Source organism: Streptomyces sp. NBC_00513 (assembly GCF_041431415.1).
GTDB lineage: Bacteria > Actinomycetota > Actinomycetes > Streptomycetales > Streptomycetaceae > Streptomyces.
Map to the genome: position 1 here is coordinate 25595 of NZ_CP107846.1, position 21557 is coordinate 47151.

The following is a 21557-nucleotide window of genomic DNA, read 5'->3' on the forward strand; positions in this document are numbered from 1 at the left end:
GCCCCGCACTGACAACGCCCATCTTCTCGCACGCTCAGGACGCTTTGATCGCCTGATCGATCTCCGCGCCGGTGCGGGCGATGAGGACAGACCCCTCGTCCCTCAGGGCGGGGAACAGGTGCTCGCGATCCTCGTCCCGTTGGAGGATCGTCGGCCCGCCCGGAACGACAAGTACGGCGTCCAGCCGTCGCAGCAGGACGGCGAGAAGATCCATGATCCCGTGTCCTTCGAAGCGGTTGAAGGTGATGCCGGTCGGGCTGTTGAAATACACACCCGCCTCCTCCCCATCCGCTGTGCTGACCAGCAGGAAGTCCGTCGCAGGGTCCCGCGCCACCACGAAAGGGTCGAGGACCTCGTGCGCGGCACTCATATTGAGCGGAACCGTCTCGCCGTTCTCGAACCGGCATACGAAGATGTCGTAGCTCACGCGTCTCTCCAGACGAAGGAGTACAGGGTGGGCGGCCAGCCGGGAGCTGGCGGCGCTGACGAAGGCCGAGCTGTACGAGAAGGCGGCCGCAGCCGACATCCCGGGCCGCTCGTCCATGAACCACGCCCAGCTCACCGACGCTCTCGCCCACACCGGCCGCGACCGGCGCAAGGCCCGTGCGGGCCGTCCTGCGCCGCGCGGTCGCGGTCAGGCCACCGTGACGCGCAGGACGTACGGCTCGCCCGTACTGATCGCCTGCGCCTGTTCCCGGAGGTCCGCGTCCGTGAAGCCGAGCAGCGCCTCGTCTGCGGCCCGGCGCAGCAGCGGGAGGATCTCGGCGAGGGGCCGGCCTCGGCGCGCTTCGGCGAGCTCGGCGAAGGCCCGCTGGTAGGGGGCTCCGTACGTGCTCGCGCTGTCGGCCAGCAGGTGGTCAAGGTGCTGTCGCTCGATGCTGATCTCGCCCATGGCCCGCTCCTTCGGTCCTCCGGGGTCCCGTCCGGTCCGGGGCCTCGTCTTCGACGCTACGAGGCAGGTCTGACATCAGCCCCGAACCCGGCTGGGGTCGCGTTCCGGCCGATGAGGTCCCGGAGGAGCTCGCGGACGGGGGGCGGCAGCAGCCCCTCGACCCCGAGGAGGTGCCACTGACAGCCGGAGTCGAGGTGGTCGAGCCGCTGGAACTCGCCGAGTTGGTAGAGCAGCAGCAGGGTGTCGAGGGCACGCTGTGCGGGTGGCCAGTCACGGTCCTTCAGTGCTTCGAGCAGGGTCAGGCCAGCCATCGCGTAGCGGCCCATCTGCCACTCGCGGGCAGCCTCGCCCAGGTACCCGGCGGCGAGTTCCTCCTCAACCCGCGTACTCAGTTCCAGGGCCCACTGGCGTACGCGCTCCGTGGTCTTCCAGGCCAGTGCGAGGTCCCCCGGTGGGGCCGTGGTGGCCAGGTCGCGCAGATGGTCGCGGGCATCCCGCGGCGGACCGAGTGCCAGGTGGCCGTCGTCGGTGAGGATCGCGTCGGCGAACTCGGGGACCTCGTCACGTGTGGTCTCGACGAGGGAGGCGAACGGGTGGGCCGTGGCGGTGGGGTTCATCGCGCGGAGCATGTCGCCGATGTCCTCCAGGGACATCGTCCCGGTGATGACGGCGGCCGCCGCGGTCAGCGCGGCGTCCTTGGGGGTGGCGGTCGACGGTCCGGGGTTCTTGTCGAAGGCAGTGAGCTCGGCCGGGGGCCAGGCGTGCCCGCCGACGCGGGCGAGGCGGGCGATGCCTTCGTCGATCCGCCGGGCCCGGGCGGGGACCAGGGTCACGGTCGATCCGGCGTCGTCGATGTGGTCGGCGAGGTCGTTGAGCCGTTGTTCAGGGTCGATGTCCGGTTCGTCGTCGCCGGGGACGGTAAGGGTGTCCACCGCCGCGGTGAAGGCGGCCCGCACCGTCTGCTCGGGCACCGGGAGCCCCTCGTCGAACAGGAGCAGCGCCACGTCGGTCGGGCGCTTGCCGCGGCCGGCATGGCGGGCGAGTCCGAGGACGAGGTCGAAGCTCTCGGGCGCCGGGCTGGAGGTGCTGCCCTTGCCGCGGCCCAGGCCTCCGCCGGGCACATTGCCCGGCAACAAGCCTCGGTTTCTCCAGACTTCCAGCATTTTCGCGGTCACGGTGAACCCGTGGCGGTGCGCATGGTCGATCAGCAGCTGATCGGCCGCGCTCGGGGTGTCAGTGGACATGCCAGGAAGGTACCGACGCCTCGCAGGGCCATGACCGAGCTTTCACCTCATCCGGTGACTCTCCGCGAAATGGAAGCCGGAGAGCTACCCCATGCCGTAGCGGTGGCGCCCCTTTTAGAGCCCCCCTACCTCCGCCGGGTCACCTCGGAGCCTGTCCGCTCAAATGGCGGGGACCTGCGGGGGGTTGCACGGCTAACCCCCCGCACCCGCACTCTGCCGCCCGGGACGCGACGCAGCGCGGCGGCACCTTCATGCTCCGCCCGTCACCACACAGAGACAAGGACACCACCATGCTCACCGACGTGCTCACCGGCTGGACCGCGGAGACCCTGGGCGGCCTCACGCTGCTGGCGGGGGCCGCAGTCTGGGGCTGGCTCCGCCGCCGGACCCCGGCCGACCCCGGCGTTGCCCCGGCCACAGCGGTTCCCGGGGCCGTGCAACTCCGCACCTACACCCTCCTCGGAGTCCGGGCCGCCGACGGCCAGCCCGTCCACTTGCCCAGCAGCCGCCCCGCCAGCACCCGGGTCACCTGGAGCGACCCCACTGGCAAGAGGGAGCAGTTCGAGCTGACCGACGCGGTACTGCCGGACGGCACCTACGCGGCGGAGCGCGTATCCGTGTATCCGGAGCGCGGTGCACCGTGACGGGAACGCCGCCGGACCGGGGGCTGGGATCTCTGTCCGGCGGTGGTCAGGGAATTGACGGCCTTACCCCGATACCCTTGTGTATGAATTCCTACGGGTGTAGCTTTTCATAAACATCGCTTGTGGAGGTACCCCTTGACCACGCGCATCACCTTCGACCTGCCCGGCGCCTCGGGCGGGTCCCAGACCGTCGACCTGCCCGACGACATCGCCCTCGCCCTGTACGACGGCCTCACGAACAGTCGTGCCGTCATCGACCCCAAGGCCGAGGACTTCGACGAGCTCATCGCCTCCACTAGCCTGCTGAGCCGGCTCATCACCCACCTGACGCTGTCCCGCGAGCGTCACATCGCGGCGGCCGACGCCACCAGCCCGAACGCGAACCGCCGGGCCATCGGCATCGCCGCCGCGATGCAGCCCTCGCAGCTCGGTGTCGTGCTGGAACGCAACGGCCGGCCCCGCAGCCGCAGGGCCTGAGCCCACAACCCCCTCCCCGGTTCCCCGAAGTCCTCACAGCCCGGAAGGAAGTCCCGTGGAACTCCACGTCATCGAGCGGTCCGCCAACGCCTTTCAGCAAGGCTTGACCGAACGCCAGATCCTGGCGGTCACCCGGCGTGCCTTCGGGCCCGGCACCGAGGTCCTTTCCGCGACGGAGCTGGGCGGCGGCATGTACAACACGACCTACCGCATCGACCTGGCCAGCGGTGAGGAGCCGGTCGTCCTGCGGGTGGCGCCCGAACCGGAGCGGCAGTTCCACTCCGAGCAGGAACTCATGCGGGCGGAGTACGCGTCGGTGCCGTGGCTCGCGCCGATCGCGGACTTGATGCCGCGAGTCCTGGCGGCCGACTTCACCCAGGCCGTCATCGGCCGGGACTGGATGATCCAGTCCTTCCTGCCCGGCACCCCGGCGCCGGAACTGCTCGGGTCGTACCCGAAGGAGACCCATGGGGCGTTCTTCCGGCAGATGGGCGAGATCACGGCGGCCGTGCACGCCGTCGCCGGGCCCTGGTTCGGCCCGGTCACCGGCCCCGGACACTCGCGTTGGAGCGAGGCCGTCGTCACGTCCCTGCACCTGATCGCCGAGGACGTCGAGAGCTGCGGCCTGGACGCGGCCGACCTCCGCAAAGCCGCCGACACCGCCCAGGCTGGCGCGCGGGTCTTGAACGAGGTCGCGGTGCCGCGGCTGCTGACCGGGGACCTGTGGACGGTGAACACCATGCTCGCGGCCGCGCCGGTCCCCACGATCTGCGGTGTCCTGGACATGGACCGCACCTGGTGGGGTGATCCGGAGGCGGACTGGACGATGCGGATGGCCCGGGCCAAGCAGGACGCCCGTACGGCGTTCTTCGACTCCTACGGCCGCCCGGCTGAGACCGAGGCGGGCGCGTGGCGGCGGCACGTGTACGAAGTGCGCCACCTCGGCGCGCTGCGTCTGGAGCGGCACCGGCTCGGCAACGAGGCCGGCGTCGAGGACTCCTACGGGGCCGTCGCCGAGGAACTCGCCGCCCTGATCTGACCACGGGCACATCGAAGGGGGCCCCACCCAGGTCTGGGTGGCGCCCCCTTCGGTGTGCGGTCAGGCGGGCTGCGGTTGGACGTGGACCTCGATGTCGTCGAGCACTTGGGCGACGCGGGCCTGGGTGGTGCGGGCGTCGGGGCTGACGACGATGAAGCTGCCCAGCCGTCCCGCGTTGGTGTGGGCGGGTCCGACGAAGTCGCCGGGGCGGGCCCGGAGACGGACGAGGGGGGTGTCCGGGCCTGGTCGGGGCAGGCCGGTGATGGAGGTGAGGCGCCCGGCGGCCGGGCTGGTGAGGAACCGGGCGGTGGCGTGGTGGCGGCGGGCGGGGGTGAGTCGGGCCGGGCGGCCGAGGGCGATGTCGAGGAGGGCAGTCCAGGGGTTGATGCCCAGGGCGTGGTGCAGGAGTTCGCCGATGTGGCCGGCGCCGATGCGTGCCCCGGTCTCGATGACGTACGGCCGGCCGGTGGGGGTGACGATGACCTCGGTGTGGGAGGCGCCGTTGCGAATTCCGACGGCGCGGACCGCCCTCGCCACCTCCCGGTGGATGGCTTGTTCCACCGCAGGCGGGAGCTGGGTCGGCAAGGTGTGGGCGAGTTCGACCCGGTGGGCGCCGGTGGTGGTGGTCTTGGTGGTGATGGCCAGGTGGGTGGTCCGCCCGTGCTGGGTGAAGGACTCCACGCTGTACTCGCGCCCCGGAATGTACTGCTGGAGCAGCACCGTACGGCCGCCGCCTCCCCCGTACATGCCCGGTGCGGTGTGGGCCGTCTGCCAGGCGGTGTCGGCGTCCTGGAGGCGGGCGAGGACGGTGACGCCCTGGGAGCCGGCGGCGTCTGCCGGCTTGACGATGACGGGGAGCCGCGTGCCGGGCAGCAGGAACCGGGCTCGCAGCACGGCCGGGGCGGCAACGGTGTGGGTGCGGGGAGTGGTGACGCCGGCGGTGGTGAAGGCGGTGGCCATGGCGGCTTTGTCGCGGGCCGCGTGGGCGCCGACGGGGTCGTTGCCGGGCAGGTCAAGGAGGGCGCAGGTGTGGGCGACCAGCGGGGTGAGGTATTCGTTCGTGGTCAGGACGGCGGCGGCGTTGATGCGGCGGGCGTAGGCGACGGTGTCGGCGAGGGCCTGCTGCGGGTTGGTCAGGTCGGTGGTGAGGGTGCCGGCCAGCACGCCGCGCAGTGCGGGGCTGTAGTCGGTGAGGGCCTGGGTGGTGGTGACGGTGTGGACGGGGTGGCCGGAGGCGGCCGCGGTCCGGGCCAGATGCCCGGATTCGGGGCCGGCCGCCTCTAGGAGCAGGATGGGACGGTTCACGTGAGGTAGTCCTCGCAGGCGCCGTCTCGGCGGGTGTCGAGGGTGAAGCAGTGGAAGCCGCCGCCGAAGAGCCGGCGGTGGCGGTGCCGTACGGGGACGACGGTGAAGTGCTCGGCTTCGAGGGTCTTGATCAGGCCGGTGCAGTCGGCGTTGACCAGGACGGTGTCCGGGTCGACGGAGAGGACGTTGAGGTCGATGTAGGGGCTGGTCAGGACGAGGTCGGCGTCGCCGTAGGCGGGGAAGGCGCCGGTGTCCGGTTGGGGCGGGACGATGAACTTCCAGTTCCGCAGCGGTTCGGGGAGCATGTCGCGGATGCCGTCGTGGCGGGCGAGGAACACCCCGGGGCGCAGTGCGAGGAGCATGGAGTCGATGTGGTTGTCGGCCATGCGGTAGACGCGGTGGATGCGGTAGCGATCCCCGAGGTGGCGCTCCAGCCATTCGGCGCCGCGGGCGTGGTTGGCCTGGGCGATGTTGACGACCAGGTCGCGGCCGAGGCGCAGGACCTGGGCGCCGTCGAGCATCATCTCGTAGCCGACGTCGTACGGGCCGGGTCGGGGGTCGTCGACGGGTTCGGTGGGGCCGCCGAGGGTGGTGGTGGCGTCCCGGGCGTAGGAGAGGTCGAAGCTGGCGTCGGTGAGGGTGGGCCGCGGCATCGTGGTCCAGCGGGCGCCCGCCTGCCAGTAGTCGTTGAACACCTGGGCGAGGAGGCGGGTTTCCAGGTAACGGGCGCGGATCGCGGGCGGGGTCTCGATGATCTCGTCGCCGAGGATCAGGGTGTTGTCGCGGATGTTCAGGGCGGGAACCGGCGGTGCGGTCCAGCCCAGGCCGGCGATCGGCGCCGGGTCGGCGGGCAGGGGGATCGGCCGGTGAACGGTGATCCCGAGCTCGGTCAGGACCTGGGCGAGGTCTTCGACGTCCTCGGCGAGTTCCTCGGCGTAGCGGCGGTTGATCGCCCACTGCTCCGGTCGCGTGTCGGCCTCGGTGGGGGTGACGAGGCGGGGGTAGGCCCAGTCGGAGCGGAAGCCGGTGAGGTTCTCGTGGTGGAACAGTTCGAAGGAGACGTCGCGGTCGTGGCCGGTGTAGTTGGTCGCGGATCCGACGATGATCTCGCGCAGGCGGGTGAAGTCGTTGTGGCTGCTCAGGCGCATGGGAGAGGTTCCTTCGTCTCGCGTGGTCAAGCCGTGGCGGCGGTGAGCGTGCGGTGGGTGTGGGTGCGGCCGTGGCGGGCGTGCAGGACGGCTCCGCCGTCCGGGGTGGGGGCGAGGGTGCGGGCCTCGCTCCAGGCGCTGAACCGCCACTCCCCCGGGCCGGCGGGCAGCAGCGCGAAGGTCCGCTCGGCGGTGGTCAGCGTGAGGTGGTCGGCGGCGTGGCCGAGCTCCGCCGTTGTCGGGTCGCCGTCGAGGGGCCGGTCGAGGCTGAAATCGGTGAACCCGGCCGGGAGGAGCAGGGTGCGGGGCAGGCCGGCGGGGATGGTCCGGCCCAGCGGGGTGGGGTAGTTGATCAAGACGTCGGCGTCGGGCAGCTGCTCCTGCCAGGCGGGCGGGAAGAGCGCGGCGAGCTCGATGGTGAACAGGACGTCGATAACGGCGTGGACGCGGGTGGTGGTGCCGAGGTTGCGGACGGCGTGCTCGCGGGAGAAGTCGCCGTACCAGAACTCGCCGGGCTGCCAGGTGTGTTCGGTGCCGTCGAGGTAGAGAACGGCGTCGGGGTTGGTGGTCAGGGGGATGTGGAGGCGGGCGCAGCCGCGGGCCAGGCTGTACTTGGGGTCGCAGTGCCGCTCGCCGGCTGCGCCCGGGCCGAGGGCCATGAGGCGGGCGGCGTTCAGCGGAGCCGGGATGGCGGCGAGGACCTCGGCGAGGTAGGGCATGCGGTCCAGCCAGCCGGTGGGGGCGTAGGTGTCGGGCCCGGGACCGCCGGGGTCGGTGCGGTCCGCGTCGCCGTTCGGTGCGATCAGCGGCAGGACCCGCCAGTCGATGTCAGTGACGGTGCCGAGCAGGCCGCCCGGGGCGCGGCCCTGCTGGAGGTCCCAGGTGTGGCTGGTGACCTGGGTGAGGTCGGCGGCCAGCCGGCCGATGTCCAGGGATCGGGTCAGGCGGGCGGCGGCGGGAGGCAGGGGCTTGGTGCTCATGGGGCGGGCTCCGTTCAGGACGAGAAGGCGGTGACCGGGATGCCGACGTGGTCGGCGGGGTCGAACGCGGCCGCGGGGCGGGTGGCGAAGCGGGCGTCGAGGAGGGCGAAGGGCGCCTCGTGGCCGGTGGCGGGGTCGTAGGCGAGGCAGAAGACGAACTGCGCGCCGTCCGGGCCGGGGGCGATGGGCATGGAGACGATCACCCCGGTCCGGCTGGCGGGGTCCCAGGCCAGGTCGAGGTCGGCCAGGGCCTGGTGGAAGGCGTCGGCGTCGGGGACGTGCCAGGTCGGGGGGACGTGGTACTCGACGACCGCGCGGGCCGGGTGGTCTGCGGTGCCGACGATCCGGTGGGCGATGACCTGGTAGATGTGCAGGCTGCCGGAGACCTGGGCGTTGACCTCGGTGAAGTACACGCGGCCGTCGGGGGTGGTGATGGCGTCTGCGGACAGGTGGCCTCGGTAGCCGAGCGAGCGGTAGGCCTCGGCGAGGCGGGCGCCGTTGTCGACCAGGCGGGCGTGGACCAGCGGATTGAGGCCCTGGAGTGGGACGGTCTGGTGGGAGAGGCGGCGGCCGACGTAGTGCAGGCGGCCCTGCTCGGTCGGGCAGGTGCCGGAGTCGTCGGTGAAGTGCTCGGAGTACACGGCCTCGGCGCCGGGGGCGAACGCGGCGACGACGACGGGGTGGCGTCCGTCCGCGGACGCCCAATCCCAGCGCTGCTGCCAGTAGGCGGTGACTCCGGCCGGGCCGGGGTCGAGGCGGTGCAGGTGGCGGGCGCCGACGTGGTCGGTGACCAGCCGGCTGTCGGGGGCGAGGAGGATCTGGTTGCCGACTCCGGCGCCGTTGTGGGCCTGCTGGACGACCACCGCTTCGGCCTGGGCCAGGAGCCGGTGCGTGGCGGCGACGGCTTCCTGGCGGGAGCGGCAGACCTCCCCGGGAACGGTGGGGACGCCGGCCGCCGCGGCGATGGCCCGGAAGTTGGCCTTGTTGTTGCCGATCTCGGCGCCGCCCTGCGCGAAGTACGCCAGTCCGGGCATCCGGTCGGCGAGTCCCAGGGCGGTGGCGAAGCGGGCGACGGAGGCGGAGGGCCACAGGGCGAAGATCTCGCCGACCGCCTGCGGGCCGCCGGCCGGGCGGAGCGCGGCGCGGACCTGGTCGAGGAAGGCGGGGTCGGTGAGCGCTTCGGGGTCCAGGAGCATGCCGTTGTAGCGGCCGGGCGGGGCGGTCAGCACGGTGACCTCGCCGGGGCCGGTGCCGGTGAGCGTGAGGGCATAGTCGAGGAAGGCGGGATCGGGTTCGGTGCACAGGATCAGGACGTCGCCGGGGCGGGCGAACCAGGTCAGGCGCTGGGTCCAGGCCCGCATGTCCGTACGGGCGCGGATGGAGGGGTCGATGTGGTTGCCGATCAGGATGCGCAAGGGAATCTCCGAGCAGAGGGGCGGGCGGCGAGGGCGTGGCCGTCAGGGGTGGAGGGTGGCGGGAAGGGCGACGAAGGTGCGCATCGTGGCCGACGGCTGCCGGCGGGCGGTGCCGGACGGCCGGAGCGGTGTGGGGTGGGTGCGCAGGGCGGCGAGGGCGGCGCGCAGGCAGGCCTGGGCCGCGCGGGTTCCGATGCAGGAGTGGGTGCCCCAGCCGTAGCCGAGGTGCCGGTTGTCGCGGCGCTCCAGCAGCAGCTGGTCGGGGGCGGGGAAGCGGGCCGGGTCGCGGTTGGCGGCCGCGAAGAGCAGCACGACCGCATCGCCGGCCGGGATGGGGATATCCGCAATCGTGGTGGCGCGGGTGGCGGTGCGGCTGGTGCCTTGGACTGGCCCGTCGAAGCGGACCAGTTCCTCGGCCGCCCACGGCACCACCCGCGGCTCCGAGCGCAGCCGGTACTGGACGTCCGGGTGGCGGGTGAGGGTGTGCAGCGCGTTGCCCAGGGCGGCGGTCATGGTGCTGTAGCCACCCTGGAACATCACCCGCGCGGTGTTGCGGATGAACAGCCCCTCCGTCTCGTCGGCGCCAGCGGAGAGGCCGGCGCGGACATGGGCGAGGAGGCCGCCGGGGCGGCCGGTTTCGGTGAACCAGGAGTCGACGAGGCTGGTCAGGTCCTCGCGTGCCCGGCGGCCGGGCTCGACGAGGGCGGGGTCGAGGCCGCCGTCCATGCTGCGCATGATCGCGTCGGAGGCGGCGGCGAACTCCGCCAGCGGCGGCTCGTCGACGCCGAGCAGGTCGCAGACCACCGACAGGGACAGCGGGGCGGCGAGCTCGGCCATGACGTCGAACGACGGCTGCTCGGCTGCGGCATGCAGAAGGTCGGCGGCGCGGTCGCGGGCGCGGGCCTCCAGGCCGGTCAGGTCTTGGGCGCGCAGGGCGTTCATGAAGAGCGAGCGCACGCCGGCCTGGTCGGGCGGGTCCAGCGACTGCACGCTCAGGCTCGCCGCGGGCACGGTGGCGCCGGTGCGGCGCCGGTCGCGGGCGAAGACGGCGTGGTCGCGCAGGATGGCCGTGCAGTCGGCGTACCGGGTGACCAGCCAGGAGGACATGCCGTCGTGCCAGGACACCGGGGCCTGCTCCCGCAGGGCGGTCAGGGCCGGGTAGGGGTTGTTGAGGGTGGCGGGGTCGAGGGGGTCGTAGGTCAGCACCGGCAGCACGAGCGTCTCCAGGTGGTGTCTCGGGGCGGGATGGCACAGGGGCCCGGGCCCGGCGCTGACGCCGGGCCCGGGCCCCTGTCACGGGGGACACGCGGGTGATCAGTGGTCGTAGGACATGGCGGGGTCACCCCCCTTCGTCCTCGGGATGCGCTGCCCGGTCGGGCTCGCCTCACCAGATTCCGTCCTCACCTGACCCGCCGTCATTGCCACCAGGGCGAGGGGACATTGCGGGGTTCTCGCAATGCGCCAGACGGGCTGTGACGGAGTGGTGTCGCCCTGTCACAGGGGTGGGCTACGGTTGCTGTCCCGATATCCCGCTCCCTCCGGGGGTGCCCATGGCCGCCGCCATCGCCCGCTCACGCCGCGCCGCCATCAAGAAAGAGGCAGCCGGCATCCGGATGCGCTGCCAGCGCGAACGCCTCGACACCGAACAGACCGCCGCCGAGATCCGCCGCGCCCTGCCCGAGGTGCAGCAGTTGGAGGCCTGGCGGCTCGCGCTGGGCTGGTCCCGTGCCGAGACCATCACCCAGGTCAAGGCCCTGTACGTCGCCGACGGGTTGTTACCGCGCAGCCTGTCCGACCCGATGCTGTGCCGGTGGGAACACAACCCCATCGAGCGACCCGACCGCGAGTACACCGTCATGCTCTGCCGCGCCTACGGCGCCACCCCTGCCCAGCTCGGCCTGGGCTTCCTCGAACAAGTCTTTCCGGAGCACGAGTTGTCCACCGTGATCCGGTACGGTCGGCCCGAGACCGACACGTGCAGCGCTGGCGCACGGGAAATGGTGGTGCACATGACCACAGCCGCCGGCCTTCCGGCCGTCCGCGAATCCCTCCAGCTCGCCCTCCTCGCCGACCCCCACGGCAGCACCGAGGTCACCGAGCTGGCGGAGGCGGCCGTCGAGCACTACGCGTTCACCTACCCCAAGCACCCCGCCTACCTCCTGTTCGAGGAAGTACGGGCCGCCCGCGGGCTGCTCACCGACTGCCTGGTCACCGGCCACGTCCACGAGCAGGTCGCGGGCGGACTGCACCGCAACGTCGGCTGGCTCTCGGCCCTGATGGGGAACCTGGCCTTCCACCTCGACGACCACACCGGCGCCCGCGCCCACCTGGCCACTGCCACCACGTACGGCACCCGCACCGGCGACGAACGGCTGACCGCCTGGGCCCTCGGCGCGCAGAGCATGGTCGCCCGCGCCGAGAACCGCTACGAGAACGCCCTGGCCTACGCCGAGCGCGCCGTCGCCCACGCCCCCGCCGGCCTACCGAAAGCACAGGCACACGCCTGGGCGCAGCTGACGTCCCTCGCCGGTCTCGGCCGGGAACAGGAGGCCGACACCGCTCTCGCCTCGGCCGCCCGTGAACTCGAAGCCGACCCGGTGGGGTTCGCCCCAGGTCGGTTCGGGTTCGACGCCGCCGAGTACACCCTCCACCAGGCCGAGTCGGCCATCGCCCTCGGCCACCACAACCGCGCGCGTTCTGCGGCCGAAACGTCCATCGTGGCCACTGCCACGGCCACCCCCGGCTGGGCCGCGGCCACCCTGGTGCTCGCGCAGGCCGAGGCACCCACCCAGCCGGCGGATGCCGCTCAACGAGCCCTGGACGTCCTCGCCCGCGTCCCCGCAGCCCGGCTGCGCTCGACGTCACGCGCCCGTCTCGCCAGTCTCGACAAAGTCCTGGCTGGCGTTTCAGCTACGGGGGTCGGCGACCTTCACGAACGTGTCCGCGTCCTCGTTCCCCTGATCGACATCCAAGGCAACGCCACTACCTGACAAGCGCGTATCTCGTCCGGCTTCGTCGACCGACAGACGTCCGTAGTGGTGCCTCGCCCGTACCCGCAGGGGCAGTGTGCGGTCAGCAGGCAACCCATGGCGACGTAGCAAGTGTCACAGTGATGCTGCGGGCTGCAGCCGCAGGCGCATCCTGCACGCCGCTCAGGACGCAATCGCCGCCATGATCCCGTAGTGGTGCTGCGGGAGGAACCCGCAGGGACGGTTGCCCTTGATCATTCCCGACAGGCTCGTCGGCGGGAAGCCGTGGTGATGCTGCGGAAGGAAACCCCGCAGGGACAGTGGCCTTCTTGCCGAACAGGTGCCCGGCGTTCACCTCGCCGATGTAGTGCTGCGGAGGAACCCACAGGGAGAGCACGGGACTTCTAGATCTCCTCGACCCTCACATCGGCGCCATAGTGGTCCCTGCGGAAGAAACCCGCAGGGACCGACGGTCTCGGCGGACATCCAATAGTCCACGACCTGGCCTCAGTGGTGTTCCAGGGTGAACCCGCAGAGACAGCGGTGCCCCGGCCGGTTGCTGGCCTATCGCGGGCATGCCGTAGTGGTGCTGCGGAAGAAGACCGCAGAAGAAGCGCCAAGCCCAGCATGAGGCCGATCTCGGCACCGTCGCCGGGGTGGTGCTGCGGGCACAGGCGCGCAGAGATGGCCGTCCTGGCGGTCCGTGGCTTCGGCCATTGGATCCCGTAGTGGTGCTGCGGGCGAACCCGCAGGGACAGAGGAGAGACGATCGAGCACTGCATCTGGAACTCGCCGCCGTGGTGATGCTGCGGAAAGGACCCGCAGAGATAGACCGGGTCGGCACGGTGGCCACCGGCGCCCCCATCGCGCCGTAGTGGTGCTGCGGAAGAGACCCACAGAGAGGCAGCGTCTTGGAGCACGAGGGACTTTTGCGCATCGTGCCGTGGTGGTGCAGCGGGAGAACCCCGCAGGTCGAGCCCGCTGGGAAGGCAGTTCTTTTCAGATGCGGCGCCGACGTTCCACGAGCTACCGAAGTGGTGCTGCGGTACGAACCCGCAGAGACTGAGGAAGTATGCGGTCGAGGATGTCTAAGGCGGCAACACCGCAGTGGTGTTGCGGTGACCGCGCAGGGGCAGTCCGTGGTAACGCAGTGAAAGATCCAGGAGTCCTCGCCGCAGTGGTGCCGCAGACTGTGAACATTGCCGTAGCAGTGCTGTTGAGCGCACCTACGGAGGGGCTTCTCGCCGGTCTTGCGCAGCGGGTCCATTCGGTAGCTGCAGTGGTGACGCAGGCCGTATCCACGGAGACGAGCCTGTCCGTCGTGATGTTCGCCAGGATGAAGGAGCCGCCGCAATGGTGCCGCAGGGCGTGCCTGCGGGGACGGCGTTGAGCTTTCGTACGAACGAGGTGTCCTTCTCGACGCTGCCGTGGTGCCGCAGGCCGGGCCTACGGAGACGGCCGAGCTGTTCCAGGCGCTTGGGCATCGTGTAGTGCTTGCTGCAGTGGTGCCGCAGGACGTACCTGCGGAAACGGCCAGCTCCGGCCGGCGACTGCGGGCGCGCTCGCATGGAGCTGCAGTAGTGCCGCAGGATGTGCCTGCGGAGACGGTCCGTGTCCGGTTCCGCAGCGGATCGCCGGACGATCTGCTGCAGTGGTGCCGCAGGACGTACCTGCGGATATGGACCTCACGTCGCGCGCGGTTCAGCCGGGTCATCGAATCGCCGCAGTGGTGCCGCAGGACAGGCCTGCGGAGACGGCCGACTCCGCCGTCACGTCGATCGGCTCGTCACACAGGCTGCAGTGGTGCCGCAGGACGGGCCTACGGAGACGGCTCCTGGGGCCGATCGCGGCATCGAGCTGGTCTGGGAGTTGCAGTGGTGCCGCAGGACGTGCCTGCGGAGACGAACCGACACCTCTCTCAGAGCACCGTTCTTGATGGCGCCGCAGTGGTGCCGCAGGACGTGCCTGCGGAGACGGTCGGCGCCTCGCTGATGGTTTTCATCCCGAAATGGAAGCTGCAGTGGTGCCGCAGGACGCGCCTGCGGAGACGGTCGGGCGCCGAGCACGCACATGGCCAAGAGTGACTCGCTGCAGTGGTGCCGCAGGACGCGCCTGCGGAGACGGGACCGCCTCACCCGGATCTGACGGGCCTACGACATAGCTGCAGTGGTGCCGCAGGACGTGCCTGCGGAGACGGCCGTTCGAGGCCTCCACGTTCAGCCGCTCGTCATGGTGCTGCAGTGGTGCCGCAGGACGTGCCTGCGGAGACGGCCGACAGGGCCGCGTCGCCCCACATCGCATTCGTGGCGCTGCAGTGGTGCCGCAGGACGTGCCTGCGGAGACGGTCCGGGCCGCGGCCGCCAGCTGGTGGTCGTACGGGGTGCTGCAGTGGTGCCGCAGGACGTGCCTGCGGAGACGGCCTGTCTGAGCTGCATAGATTGCGCAGCGTGGCCATGGTCGGGACTCCAACGCGGTGGGCATGCTTCCCTTATCCGACTTTTTGCTTCGGTGTGGTCCGGTGTTTTGTGGTGGGCTTGGGGTTCCGAGGCCTGTCGGTGTGCATGGGGATGGGTCGTCCTGGTTCGAGGGGGCCGTCGCCGTAGGGGAGGCGGGTGCGTGGGGCTGTGTAGAGGGCGGTGATGCCGAGGTTGTGGAGTCGGGTGGGGTTGGGGGTGTGGGTTCGGGTGTCGGGGTGTTCGAGGAGGGTGGTGAGGGTGGTGGCGGTGTGGGGCGGATGCCAGATGGGCCAGGTGAAGGCGTGGGTGGTGGTGTCCCAGCTGGTGGCCCCGGGTCGGTTGGTGTTGCCGGTGAGGCGGAAGGCGGTGAAGCCGTGGAGGGCGAGCCAGGTGGCTCCGGGGACGCCTTGTTGGGTGGCTTTGCCGTGGCTGACCATGTGGGCGTCTCCGGTGGAGAGGTGGTCGAGGTTGGCGCCGGCGTAGTCGTCGACTCGCTGCCAGCGGGTGAAGGCTGCGTGGATGTGGGTGGGGTCTTTCACGCAGTGTTGTGCTGCTTTGGTCCAGTTGTTGGGCAGGGTCATCTGGCCGCTGCGGCCGAAGTACGGGGTGGTGCGGGTGTAGAGGGTTCCGCCGGCAGCGTCCTTGTGTTTCGGGGTGCCGCCCTTGTCGCTCTTGCCGGGGGTGAGGCTGAGTGTGTTGATCAGCGAGGTGAACCAGTGGGCGCGGTTGTCGTCGTGATCGCGTTCGGCCTCGGCGTGGGCGCGAAGTCGGGCGAGGGCTTCGTCGATGGGCATCTGGAGGGGGTCGTTGGGTGAGCCGGGGGTGGGGTGACGGAGCTGGTTGAGGATGCCGGGAGCGATGGTGAGGGGGTCTTTGTCGGGCTGGGCGGGGAGTTGGGTGGCCAGGAGTGCGGCGAGGCTCTGGTGGGTGAGGGGGTGGTGGGTGTGGAGGACGGCGGGGCCGTCGGGTCCGCTCCAGGAGAGGCGGGGGGCCTGGTCGAGGAGGTGGGTGGTGAGGTGGAGGGTTCCGAGGGCGGCGAGGAAGCCGAGGGGAGCGCTTGCGTAGAGGGCGGGTAGTTCGAGCTGGTGGCCGGGGGTGGGCATGGTCAGGTTCCTTCCTCGGAGCAGGCCATGTCGGCGAGGCGGAGGGTGGCTTCCAGGAGGGCCAGGCCCCAGGGCCCGTAGCGGCGGTTGAGGGCTTGGAAGCGGTCGGGGCCGTGCCAGTCGGTGCCCATGTCGGCGCTTTCGACGGTGACTTGCTGCAGGTCGGGCATGGTGCAGGTGACCGTCCGCGGGAACGGGTCGGGGACCGGGGGGAGGAGCGGGCGGGCGTGGCCGTGGTGGGCCGCGACGAGGTGGGTCAGGAGTTCATCGTCGTCACCCCGTGCGTGGTCGGGTGCGGTGTCGAGCCAGGCGGTGACGGCGAGGGCGCTGAGCGCTTCGTGGCGCATCTCCGGTTCCCACCGGGCGAGCTTGGCCGCGCGCCGGCGTGCGGTGTGGTCGGCGGGGTCCATGCCGGATTTCGCCCGGGGTTCGTCCAGGGATTCGGCCAGTAGGCGGTCGCCGGCGCACAGCATGCACTGGAATCCGCTGTGGGCCTTTCCGCAGTCGTGCGCGTGGCCTGCGGTGTGGAGGGTGTCGATGAGTGGGGTGGGCAGGGTGAGCGCGGTGGCGTAGGCGGCGGTGCGGTCGGCGACGGCCTGGCTGTGCCGGCTGAGGGGGACGGGCCGGGTCAGGGAGCTGGCGTCGGCGCTCTCGTCTCCGACTCCGGCGCCTTGTTCTCGCAGGCCTCGGGGCGGATGCGGGGGGACGAGGAGGAGGCGGTCGGGCTCATCCGGGTCCAGGACGACGTGCCCGCGGTGTTCGGTGCGGCCGGTGGGTTCGATGGTCCATCGTTCGACGGTCCGCAGGTGGGTCAGGCGGTCGTGGGCCAGGTTGGTGTACGCCCCGTCCGGGTGTCGGTTCAGATGGTCTATGAGTGTGTCGAGGAGGTCGTGCACGATGGCGCTCTCCTCTTGGTCGCCCGCGCTCAAAAGCCCGACAGCCCGGGTGATGGTCTTGCCGAGGGCCTCGGTGAGGGCTTCGTCGCCGCCGGCGAGGAGGGTGAGCAGGGGTGCGTGGATGCGGGTGGGAGCCGTGGCTGTGGGCGGGAAGTCGCCGAGGTCGCAGGCGGGAAGGCCGGGGCTGCCGGTCCAGCCGTAGATGTCGTGGCCGCTGTAGTGACTGGGCAGGACAACTGTGCCGCCGGGCCGGATGCCGCCCGGCTCGGTGACCGGGGTCCACTCGCCCTGCGCGTCGAGGGAGAGCACCGGCCGCATGCGGGGCGGCTTCTGCTTCTTGGGTGCGGGGGCGGGGTCTTGGGGGTGCTCGGTGGCTTCGAGGTCGCTGGTGTCGTCGGCGTCCGGGCTGCGGGTGAGGAAGCGGCGGAGCTGGGCCGCGGGGATGGCGACGGTTTCGGCCGGGTGCGGGGGGACTTGACGCATGCGGGCCGCCCACTGGTCGAAGGCCGGTCGCTCTCCGGTCTCCTGGAGGTCACCTCGCCACAGGACCTGGACGTCTTCGGGGGTGGTGTCCAAGCCGTGCAGGAACGGGGCGACAGCCTGGTCGGGGACGGGGGCGGGGCTGGTGCGAGTCCAGGAGTCGAGGAGCGTGCGGTGCACCACGGGTATGCGCGGCGCCGGCACGTTCAGGAGGGTGGCGTCGATGTCGGCCAGGAGGCCGGGCAGGGTGCGTGGGTTGAGGAGCGGGCCGCCGGGCAGGGCCGCGGCGAGGGTGGGGGTGTCGAGTCCGGTGGTGTGCAGGGCGGGCGTCTGGCCGGCCAGCCAGTTCCAGGTCTGTTCGGCGGCGTCCCCGTAGACGGGGATGGAGGATTGTGTGGTCTGGATGCTGGTGCGGATCACGATCGCGGGGGCCAGGTGGAGATCACCGGTGCGGTCCAGGCGACCCAGGCGCTGGATGAGCGCTGCCAGGGCGGCGTTCTCGGTGATGAGGCCGGCGAAGGAGATGTCGATGCCGACCTCGACGGTCTGGGTGGCCACCACGACGAGCGGATTGGCCCGCTCTGCGTTCACGCCGGTGAGGAGTTCGGTGACGAGCGGGCCGGCGAGGAGCCGTTCGCGGTCGAGGTTTCGTGAGCGGCCGGTCAGCAGCACCACGTCGATGTCTTCGCGCTGGGACAGGAGGCGGTGGGTGGCGCGGGCTGCGCGGATGGTGTTGGCCACCACGCCGATCGCCGGGCGTTGCACCATCGGCAGGAGTGTGTCGAGGGCGAGCTGGGCGGTGAGCGCGAATGCCTCGGCGGTGTCCTTCATGCCGGATGCGGCGTCCAGCAGGGTGAGGCGGCGCTGGGCGGCAAGTCGGCGGCCGGCCACCGGGTGGGTGCGGTCGGCGTCGGTGATGCAGTGGCGGGGCCGGTCGGGGCCGGCGGAGGCGGTCGCGGAGAGGCTGACGACCTTGACGGCGCGGTCGGCGAATTCGGGGTGGGTGGCGGTGACCTGGTATGCGGCGCAATCGGTGGCCGTGGTGAGCAGCGGCAGGGCGATGTGGGCTTCGTCGACGGCCAGGAGCGCGTCGATCCCGCACAGCGCTGCGTCGATGGGTCGCATGCGGGGGCTGGTGTGGTAGCCGCGGAAGAGCAGGCGGCTGCCGTACTGGTCGACGGTGGAGGTGATGACGGCGGGCTGGGCGGGCGAGCGCAGCCAGCGTGAGGCCCAGTCGACGCCGCCGCGCATCCGTACGCTCTCCAACGGCGTACCGGATCCGGCGAGGTCGCGCAGCGCTCGGGCGACGCGATCTGTCACGGTGTCGGGAGGTGCGGTGTCCAGGGCGTGCTGGAGGGCCTGGGCACTGTCGTGGGCCTGATCGACTACCAGGCGGCGATCAACGACGAAGAAGAGCCGCAGCGGGACCGTCCTTCGGGTGCCGGTGGCGTGCTGCCAGGCGAGGAGGAAGGCCCAGATGTCGATGATGCTGGTCTTGCCGAGGCCGGTGGGGATGTCCAGGTCCGGCCAGGTGCCGCTGTCGGCGACCTGGTGGAGGTAGGCGGTCTGCCAGGGGAAGGGGCGGTGGCCTCGGATCTCCTGGACGAAGTCGGGGAACTCCTCCAGCCGCAAGGCGTCCTGCGGGGTGAGGGTCATGCGGGCTTCTCCCCCGGGTGGGTGGGCAGGCACAGGCCCAGGCCGTAGTTCTTCTTGCTGCCGAGCAGTACTGGGCCGGTGACGGGCTGGGCGAAGCGCAGGCGGACGTGGCGGGATGGCAGCGGGCGCTCGCTGGCCTTGCGGCGCAGGGCGTGCGCCGGGAGCGTGGGGGCGCCGGCCATGTACGCGCCCGCGTGCAGGACTTCGACTGACTCGGGCTCGGGGAGCCCGGCGAGGCGGCAGCTGGTGGCGACCGATGCCTCGATCTCGCGGCCGTGGCCCTTGGGGAAGTGGTCCAGGACCATCGGCAGGGCCGTGGTCCACTCTCGGGCGGGGCGTGTCCAGCGTTGGGGGCGCACGGTGCGGATGGCGTCGGTGCGTGTGGCGCCAGGGCTGATGTAGGTCAGCGCGATGGGCTCGGACACCGTGGGGACGGACAGTTCGCTGAGGCCGCCTCCGGAACGGAGCAGGATGGCCAGCAGGGCTCGGCGGTGGGCCGGGTCCAGGTCGGAGGGCAGGGCGACGCCCACGCCGCGCAGCCGGCCGTCGGCGTGGCGGTGGCTGACGAAGGGGTAGGCGACGAACGCGCACAGCCGTCGCTCGTCGCCGCGGAGCTTGTGGCCGTGGACGGCGACCATGGCGTCCACGTCGTGGCCGGCGGCGTCCAGCAGTGCGGACACCGTGCTGCGCATCGCGCCGGTGACTTGCAGGGTGAGCGAGGGGTCCAGGGAGAAGCCGGGTGGGAACGCGAAGGAGAGCAGATCCGAGAAGGGACCCTGCACGGGTGGGAGTTCCTTGGCCTCGGGCACCGCGCCGCGTAGGACGTAGGGGTGGGGGCAGGCCTGTTGATAGGCGCTCTGGCCCTCCTCGTGGGCCCACCGCAGTGCCTCCAGCAGCCCCGGATGGGGCGTACGCAGCGATCGTGTTTCCGCCCGCGAGTCGTTGCTGTCGTCAGCCGGCTCCCAGACCTGCCACAGGTCGTCACCGGGAGCGTCCTCGTCGGCGGGCCGGATCGCGGCGTGCACGAAGGCGTGGCCGGTGGCCCGGCCGATGTAGGGGACGGACTTCGCGAGCATCTCCAGCACCGCGTGGACGCCGGCCGGCGGCTCGGTGGCCCACTCGAACTCCACCGTCGGCTCGGCCAGGGCACGCTCGGGCCAGACCTTGGGCTTCCCGCCCGCCGTACGGCCGGGCAGCGATCCGTGACTGGGCTTGGACACCACGGCGTTGGTCGGGACCCACGCGCCGCGCGGGGAGAGGGCCTCGGCGGTGTTCGCGGGGACCCGGACGGTCGGTGCGGGCTGTCGCTCCAGCCACTGGAGGGCGGCGTCCTGGACCGGGTCCGTCGGGTCGGCCACCGAGACGAGGCCGCAGAACACCCGGTAGGGGTGGGGCGGCCATTCGGCCGCGCCGCGGTCCAGCGTCGAGGCCTGGTAGACGGGGTCCAGCAGATGAACGGTCATACGGAATGGCATGCCGTCACTCGCCCTCTGCCTGTCCGACACCGTCGGAGAGGAACGACTTGTCGATGGCCTGCTGCAGACTCGCGTTCGGCTTCAGCGTCACCGGCTCGGCGGACCACTCCAGGCCCGCCGCGCGCGCCCGCTCGGACGCGATCTCGAACAGGGCCAGTGCCTCCTGCACCGTGTTCACGGCCAGCGGCTCCTCCTGGGGGCGTCCGTCCCGGCCGCGCTGGACCCACTGCACCTTCTCCGAAACGAGCACCAGGTCACAGCCCGAGCGCAGGCGCAGCGCCGGGGAGGCGAAGGCCAGCCGGTCGCCCAGCAGAGCGATTGCCGCCACCAGGGCGCGCGCCGCCGCCGAGAACTCCTCGCCGGCGTCACCGAAGCGCAGCTGGGCCAGCTGGGCCATCGCGAGACTGGCCTCGCGTTGGACGGAGCGCACCGAGACGCCGCCCAGTCCCTCCGAGGGCGGGATCATGCCGTGCCCGATCTCGGACATCCGGGCCGTCTTGGCGCCCTTGGGCGCCTTGGCGCCCTCCACCGGCGTCCAGCCGGAGTTGGACACCTGCACTGTGTCGCCGGCCAGGTTCAGCGGGTCGACGCGGCCCGCGCCGCGGACCCCGATCAGCGGGGCAATGCCGATCATCGCGGACTTGTACGCGCGCGGGATCTTCACCTGGATCCGCCGCTTGCGGTGCGAGTCCCACACCCCGTAGGCGAGGTCGCTCGGCACCAGGCGCAGGTAGGCGCTCCAGTCCTCGGAGCTCGCCTGGCGCAGGGCACGGCCCGGCTCGGTCGTGTCGAAGGCGGCACCAGTCGCGTCTTCGGCGTCCCTGAAGTACGCGTCCCGGGACCGGTGGGGCGCTTGCAGGTTCGTCGTGCGCACCGGGATACCCGCCGACTCGGTAGCGAGGAGCAGGTGGGGAAGGTAGGCGGATCCGTCACGGATGGCGTCCATGAGTGCCTGCTCGCAGCGGTTGGCCTGCGACTGCGGCTGATCCAGCCAGACCACCTCGACCTTCTCGCCGCCCACGTAGCGGGGCTCGACGAGGTAGCCGGCGCCATCGCCCTCCTTGATCTTCACGGTGGGCGGGAACAGCGTGTCCCCGGCGCCGCCGATCGGCTCGTACTCCGCACTGACACGGATCGCCCCGTCGGTCGAACGCAGACTCGCCGCGGCAAGCAGCCGCTCGTAGATGTCCCGCACTTGAAGTCCCTTCGCCGTCGCCTAGTACCGTTCGCACCGCGTCCTCCGTTGGCATAACCAGCAGGTCAGGGCGGTGAGATGGCGACATGGAAGCAGCCCTCCCCAGTTGGCGCAAACATGCACTATTGGCCGGTTAGCGCCTGTGTCAGACCGGGCGTATACGGTGCGCGCCGCGTCCGTGTG

16 protein-coding genes and 1 CRISPR repeat array are annotated in these 21557 nt (G+C 71.4%); of the genes, 4 read left to right on the plus strand and 12 right to left on the minus strand.

The window, feature by feature from the left end; translation table 11 throughout:
* Positions 1–34: 34 nt before the first annotated feature.
* From OHA84_RS37420 to OHA84_RS37430, 3 genes are all read right to left on the minus strand, one after another.
* Complete coding sequence (locus OHA84_RS37420) at positions 35–427, minus strand: hypothetical protein (protein ID WP_371591629.1); 393 nt, start codon at positions 425–427, stop codon at positions 35–37.
* A gap of 207 nt (positions 428–634) precedes the next feature.
* The gene (locus OHA84_RS37425; protein ID WP_266976374.1) at positions 635–892 is read right to left on the minus strand and encodes a hypothetical protein; all 258 of its coding nucleotides are present in this window, start codon (positions 890–892) and stop codon (positions 635–637) included.
* A gap of 56 nt (positions 893–948) precedes the next feature.
* Entirely contained in the window at positions 949–2136 is a 1188-nt protein-coding gene (locus OHA84_RS37430) for a hypothetical protein (RefSeq protein ID WP_266976372.1), read from the minus strand.
* Positions 2137–2426: 290 nt separating this feature from the next.
* Between OHA84_RS37430 and OHA84_RS37435 the strand changes: the two genes are divergently transcribed.
* The 3 genes from OHA84_RS37435 to OHA84_RS37445 all read left to right on the plus strand — a co-directional run bounded on the left by OHA84_RS37435 (position 2427) and on the right by OHA84_RS37445 (position 4296).
* Positions 2427–2780, plus strand: coding sequence for a hypothetical protein (locus OHA84_RS37435; RefSeq protein ID WP_266976370.1), 354 nt, complete (start codon positions 2427–2429; stop codon positions 2778–2780).
* 135 nt (positions 2781–2915) lie between these two features.
* The gene (locus tag OHA84_RS37440; RefSeq protein ID WP_266976368.1) at positions 2916–3257 is read left to right on the plus strand and encodes a hypothetical protein; all 342 of its coding nucleotides are present in this window, start codon (positions 2916–2918) and stop codon (positions 3255–3257) included.
* A gap of 55 nt (positions 3258–3312) precedes the next feature.
* A complete protein-coding gene (locus OHA84_RS37445) occupies positions 3313–4296 on the plus strand; it encodes a phosphotransferase family protein (protein WP_266976366.1) in 984 nt (327 codons plus the stop codon).
* Positions 4297–4356: 60 nt separating this feature from the next.
* On the opposite strand, the gene OHA84_RS37450 is transcribed toward OHA84_RS37445, so the two are convergent.
* Genes OHA84_RS37450 through OHA84_RS37470 form a run of 5 tightly spaced genes read right to left on the minus strand, consistent with a single transcriptional unit; the run spans position 4357 to position 10359 of the window.
* Positions 4357–5601, minus strand: a complete 1245-nt coding sequence (locus OHA84_RS37450; protein WP_266976364.1) for an ATP-grasp domain-containing protein — start codon at positions 5599–5601, stop codon at positions 4357–4359.
* Positions 5598–6749 (minus strand): glycine amidinotransferase, encoded by a 1152-nt coding sequence (locus tag OHA84_RS37455; RefSeq protein ID WP_266976362.1) that lies wholly within the window; start codon positions 6747–6749, stop codon positions 5598–5600. Before OHA84_RS37455 ends, OHA84_RS37450 begins: the two co-directional genes overlap by 4 nt.
* Before the next feature lie 26 nt (positions 6750–6775).
* A complete protein-coding gene (locus OHA84_RS37460; RefSeq protein ID WP_266976360.1) occupies positions 6776–7729 on the minus strand; it encodes an aspartyl/asparaginyl beta-hydroxylase domain-containing protein in 954 nt (317 codons plus the stop codon).
* Between the two features lie 14 nt (positions 7730–7743).
* Positions 7744–9144 (minus strand): hypothetical protein, encoded by a 1401-nt coding sequence (locus tag OHA84_RS37465; RefSeq protein ID WP_266976358.1) that lies wholly within the window; start codon positions 9142–9144, stop codon positions 7744–7746.
* Between the two features lie 42 nt (positions 9145–9186).
* A complete protein-coding gene (locus OHA84_RS37470; protein ID WP_266976356.1) occupies positions 9187–10359 on the minus strand; it encodes a cytochrome P450 in 1173 nt (390 codons plus the stop codon).
* Between the two features lie 335 nt (positions 10360–10694).
* On the opposite strand from OHA84_RS37470, the gene OHA84_RS37475 reads away from it, so the two are divergent.
* Positions 10695–12134: a Twin-arginine translocation pathway signal gene (locus OHA84_RS37475; RefSeq protein ID WP_266976354.1), complete on the plus strand. Its 1440-nt coding sequence runs from the start codon at positions 10695–10697 to the stop codon at positions 12132–12134.
* Between the two features lie 1150 nt (positions 12135–13284).
* A CRISPR array of direct repeats spans positions 13285–14531; the repeat unit is 22 nt; unit sequence GCTGCAGTGGTGCCGCAGGACG.
* A gap of 70 nt (positions 14532–14601) precedes the next feature.
* On the opposite strand, the gene OHA84_RS37480 is transcribed toward OHA84_RS37475, so the two are convergent.
* The 4 genes from OHA84_RS37480 to cas7u are packed head-to-tail and all read right to left on the minus strand — an operon-like array spanning position 14602 to position 21374.
* Positions 14602–15672 carry a hypothetical protein gene (locus OHA84_RS37480; protein WP_266976352.1) on the minus strand — a complete coding sequence of 357 codons (1071 nt, stop codon included), beginning with the start codon at positions 15670–15672 and terminating at the stop codon, positions 14602–14604.
* Between the two features lie 2 nt (positions 15673–15674).
* Positions 15675–18704, minus strand: a complete 3030-nt coding sequence (gene cas3u, locus OHA84_RS37485) for a type I-U CRISPR-associated helicase/endonuclease Cas3 (protein WP_266976350.1) — start codon at positions 18702–18704, stop codon at positions 15675–15677.
* A complete protein-coding gene (gene csb2, locus OHA84_RS37490) occupies positions 18701–20167 on the minus strand; it encodes a type I-U CRISPR-associated protein Csb2 (protein WP_266976348.1) in 1467 nt (488 codons plus the stop codon). The genes cas3u and csb2 overlap by 4 nt, the downstream gene beginning before the upstream one ends.
* 16 nt (positions 20168–20183) lie before the next feature.
* Positions 20184–21374, minus strand: coding sequence for a type I-U CRISPR-associated RAMP protein Csb1/Cas7u (gene cas7u / locus OHA84_RS37495; protein WP_266976346.1), 1191 nt, complete (start codon positions 21372–21374; stop codon positions 20184–20186).
* Positions 21375–21557 lie beyond the last annotated feature (183 nt).

Coding starts and splice junctions, on each gene's coding strand:
- csb2 (WP_266976348.1), bottom strand. CDS start 20,167: ATGACCGTTCATCTGCTGGACCCCGTCTACCAGGCCTCGACGCTGGAC.
- OHA84_RS37475 (WP_266976354.1), top strand. CDS start 10,695: ATGGCCGCCGCCATCGCCCGCTCACGCCGCGCCGCCATCAAGAAAGAG.
- OHA84_RS37435 (WP_266976370.1), top strand. CDS start 2,427: ATGCTCACCGACGTGCTCACCGGCTGGACCGCGGAGACCCTGGGCGGC.
- OHA84_RS37460 (WP_266976360.1), bottom strand. CDS start 7,729: ATGAGCACCAAGCCCCTGCCTCCCGCCGCCGCCCGCCTGACCCGATCC.
- cas3u (WP_266976350.1), bottom strand. CDS start 18,704: ATGACCCTCACCCCGCAGGACGCCTTGCGGCTGGAGGAGTTCCCCGAC.
- OHA84_RS37455 (WP_266976362.1), bottom strand. CDS start 6,749: ATGCGCCTGAGCAGCCACAACGACTTCACCCGCCTGCGCGAGATCATC.
- OHA84_RS37480 (WP_266976352.1), bottom strand. CDS start 15,672: ATGCCCACCCCCGGCCACCAGCTCGAACTACCCGCCCTCTACGCAAGC.
- OHA84_RS37430 (WP_266976372.1), bottom strand. CDS start 2,136: ATGTCCACTGACACCCCGAGCGCGGCCGATCAGCTGCTGATCGACCAT.
- OHA84_RS37425 (WP_266976374.1), bottom strand. CDS start 892: ATGGGCGAGATCAGCATCGAGCGACAGCACCTTGACCACCTGCTGGCC.